Here is a 3,168-nt window from a genome sequence, read left to right as displayed (position 1 = left end):
GATCTCGCCCACCGACGAGGCCATCTCTTCGGTCGCCGACGCCACCGATTGCACGTTGGTCGAGGCTTCCTCCGAGGCGCCCGCCACCGTGGTCGCCAATCGCTGCGAGCGGTCGGCGGTCGCCGTCAGGGTCGAGGCGGAGGCTTCGAGCTGGGTCGAGGCCGACGACACGGTCTGGACGATCTCCCCGATCATCGTCTCGAATTCGCGGGTGATGTCGTCGACGCGGCGGCCGCGCTCGATCTTGGCCTCGGCATCGGCCGCGGCGGCCTCGTCCGCGGCCTTCTTGGCGATCAGCGCCTCCTTGAAGATCTGGAGCACGTCGGCCATGGCGCCGATCTCGGTCTTCTCGCCGCGATGCGGGACTTCGGCCGAGAGGTCACCCTTGCCCAGCGCCTGCATCGGCTCGATGATCGAGTTGATGCCGCTGGAGACGTCCCGGACGAGATAGAAGCTGAGACCGATGCCGATCACGACGGCGACGCCGAGAATGACCGAAACCAGCATGAACGCATAGGCGTAGCTGTCGGCGGCATCCTGGGAGGCCCGATCGCCGCCCTTGGTGTTGAGCTCGATGTCCTTGTTCAGAACCTCATCCGCCTGAAGCCCGATCTTGTTGACCGTCTTGGAGTTGAGCTCCTGGGCCTCGCGCGGGATCTTGCCGGCCTCCTTGCGCGACAACGCCATCACCTCCTCGGTCCCCTTCTTGTACTCGTCCCAGAGCTTGGACCACTGGCCATAGAGCGCGCGCTCTTCCGGAGAACTGATCATCGCCTCATACCTGGTGCGCACCTTGGCGAGCGCCTCACTCACGGTGGCGGCGGTCTTCTCCACCGCGAGCTTGTCGTCCAGAGCTTCGGCCAGCATGTGCTGGCGCACCACGTTGCGATAGGTGATGACGCTGGCGCGCAAATCCCCGATCACCCGCACGCTGGGCATCCAGTTCGTGGTGATGTCCACTGTATTTGCGTTGATCGATCGCATCTTCGTGACGGCGAGCAGGCCCATGCCGGCCATCGCGACCAGCAGGAACGCCACGACACTGATGATCTTGGCGCGGATGGAGATCTTGGCGAACATGATTGAGGTCTCTTCGTGCAGGCGCGAGCGCGCATCCGGGAATTACGAATCAAAACAAAGGGAGCAGCGCCGACATCACACACCAGAGCACCTGCGCGGATGTTAACTACGACTCCGTACGGGTACGGAAACCGAAAGAAATGAATGAGGGGCTAAGAATGCTCTGCGCTCAGCGCATGAGCCTAAGCGCGTCCGAGAAAAACTCTGCGCCGCCAAAATTTCCGGACTTCAGAGCGAGCAGCATGTCGCTTTCGGCGCCGACCGCGCGCAGCACCGGAACGCCTGCGGCAATTTCTACCCCTACGAGAAAGCCGGGGATATTCAACCGGTCGACAACGGCGCCGGACGTCTCGCCGCCGGCAACGATCAGTCGCCGCACGCCTGATTTTACGAGGCTTTCTGCGATATCGGCCATCGCCTGCTCGATGGCGTGACCGGCGGCGTCGCGGCCGTGGCGCGCCTGCAGCGCGGCGACCTGATCCGGCGTCGAGCTCGACGCAATCAGCACCGGACCTTCAGCCAGTCGGGGCATTGCCCAGTCCAGCGCACGCTGCGCTTCGCCCGTTCCCGTAAGAATACGGTCCGGATCGAGATGGAGCACCGGCATGACCCGTTCAGCGCTGGCGATCTGCCTGAGGGTCGCCTGTGAGCAGCTTCCGGCAAGACACGCTGCCGGTCCGCCAACGACGGCTCCGGACTCGCTGCTTGCGGCGCCGGGCTCGACCTTTCCAGTCGACACCAGCGCCCGCGCGAGTCCAAGGCCGATTCCGGAGGCGCCGACCGACAGCCGATGTTCGGCGGCGACGAGACCGATGGTCTCGAGATCGTGGTCGAAGACGGCGTCGATGATCGCGGCGCCGATGCCCTTGCCCGCGAGCTCGGTCAATCGCGCCCGGACCGCATCTGCGCCGCGCGTGACGGTGGCGAGATCGACGAGACCGATCTGCGTTCTGCTCTGGCGCGCCAGCACACGCACCAGGTTTGAATCATGCATCGGGTTGAGCGGATGGTCCTTCAGCGGGCTCTCGTTGAGCGGCACGGCACCGACGAAGAGGTTGCCCTGGTAGACGGTGCGGCCGGTCTCCGGGAACGCCGGCGTCACCAGCACGACAGCTTCGCCGCAGTCGGCGCGCAGCGCGTCCATCACCGGGCCGATATTGCCGGCGTCGGTGGAATCGAAGGTCGAACAGATCTTGAACAAGACGTGGCCCGCGCCGCGGCCGCGCAGCCATTTGTCCGCCGCGCGGGAGCGCGATACGGCAAGGCCGGCTTCGATCGAGCGGCTTTTCAAGGACACCACGACGGCATCGACTTCGGGCAGCGCCAGATCGTCGGCGGGTATGCCGATGGTCTGCACCGTACGCAGGCCGGCGCGCGTCAGCGTGTTGGCGAGGTCGGAGGCGCCGGTGTAGTCGTCGGCGATGCAGCCCAACGCAAGTGTCACGACTTCACTCCAGCGTAAGGCTTGAACCAGGCAAGGCCGTCGGTGGTCCTGCCGCGCGGATTGTATTCGCAGCCGACGAAGCCGGCATAGCCGAGCCGATCGAGCTCGTCGAACAGAAACGGATAGTTCAGCTCCTCGCCATCGGGCTCGTTGCGCGAGGGGATGCTGGCGATCTGGATGTGGCCGACGATCGGCATCATCTCGCGCAGCCGCATGGTGACGTCGCCGTGGATGATCTGGCAGTGATAGATGTCGAACTGAAGCTTCAGATTCGGGAGCCTCAGCTCCCGGATCAGGTCGCGCGCGAAGCCGAAATCGTTGAGGAAGTAGCCGGGCACATTGCGCGCATTGATCGGCTCGATCACGACGTCGATGCCGTGCGGCGCGAAGAATTCCGCGGCCCAGGCCACTGATTTGTAGAACGCCTCGATCGCGACGCGCTCGCCGCGGTTGGCGATGCCGGCCATCAGGTGCAGGCGCCTGACGCCGGTCGCCTTGGCGTAAGGCAGCGCCGTCTCCAGGCTCGCCTTGAGATCGTTGAACCGCGACGGCAGCGCCGCAAAGCCCTTCTCGCCGGCGTTCCAGTCGCCCGGCGGCAGGTTGAACAGCGCCTGGGTCAGGCCATTGCGCTTGAGCCGCTCGCC

Annotated in this window: 3 protein-coding genes; all 3 read right to left on the bottom strand. The window is 65.1% G+C overall.

What is annotated here, in order from left to right:
* On the bottom strand, window positions 1–1,080 hold a 1,080-nt coding region (locus IC50_RS24680), incomplete at its 3' end, for an MCP four helix bundle domain-containing protein (RefSeq protein ID WP_035710847.1).
* Between the two features lie 169 nt (window positions 1,081–1,249).
* A complete protein-coding gene (otnK, locus tag IC50_RS24675; protein WP_035710843.1) occupies window positions 1,250–2,524 on the bottom strand; it encodes a 3-oxo-tetronate kinase in 1,275 nt (424 codons plus the stop codon).
* On the bottom strand, window positions 2,521–3,168 hold a 648-nt coding region (locus IC50_RS24670), incomplete at its 5' end, for a hydroxypyruvate isomerase family protein (protein ID WP_035710841.1). The genes otnK and IC50_RS24670, both read right to left, overlap by 4 nt.

Origin of the sequence: Bradyrhizobium genomosp. I (2014) (assembly GCF_000261685.1) — a bacterium.
Lineage (GTDB): Bacteria > Pseudomonadota > Alphaproteobacteria > Rhizobiales > Xanthobacteraceae > Bradyrhizobium.
The sequence above is the reverse complement of the archived record's forward strand: the minus strand, read 5'-3'. Positions and strand labels throughout refer to the sequence as shown.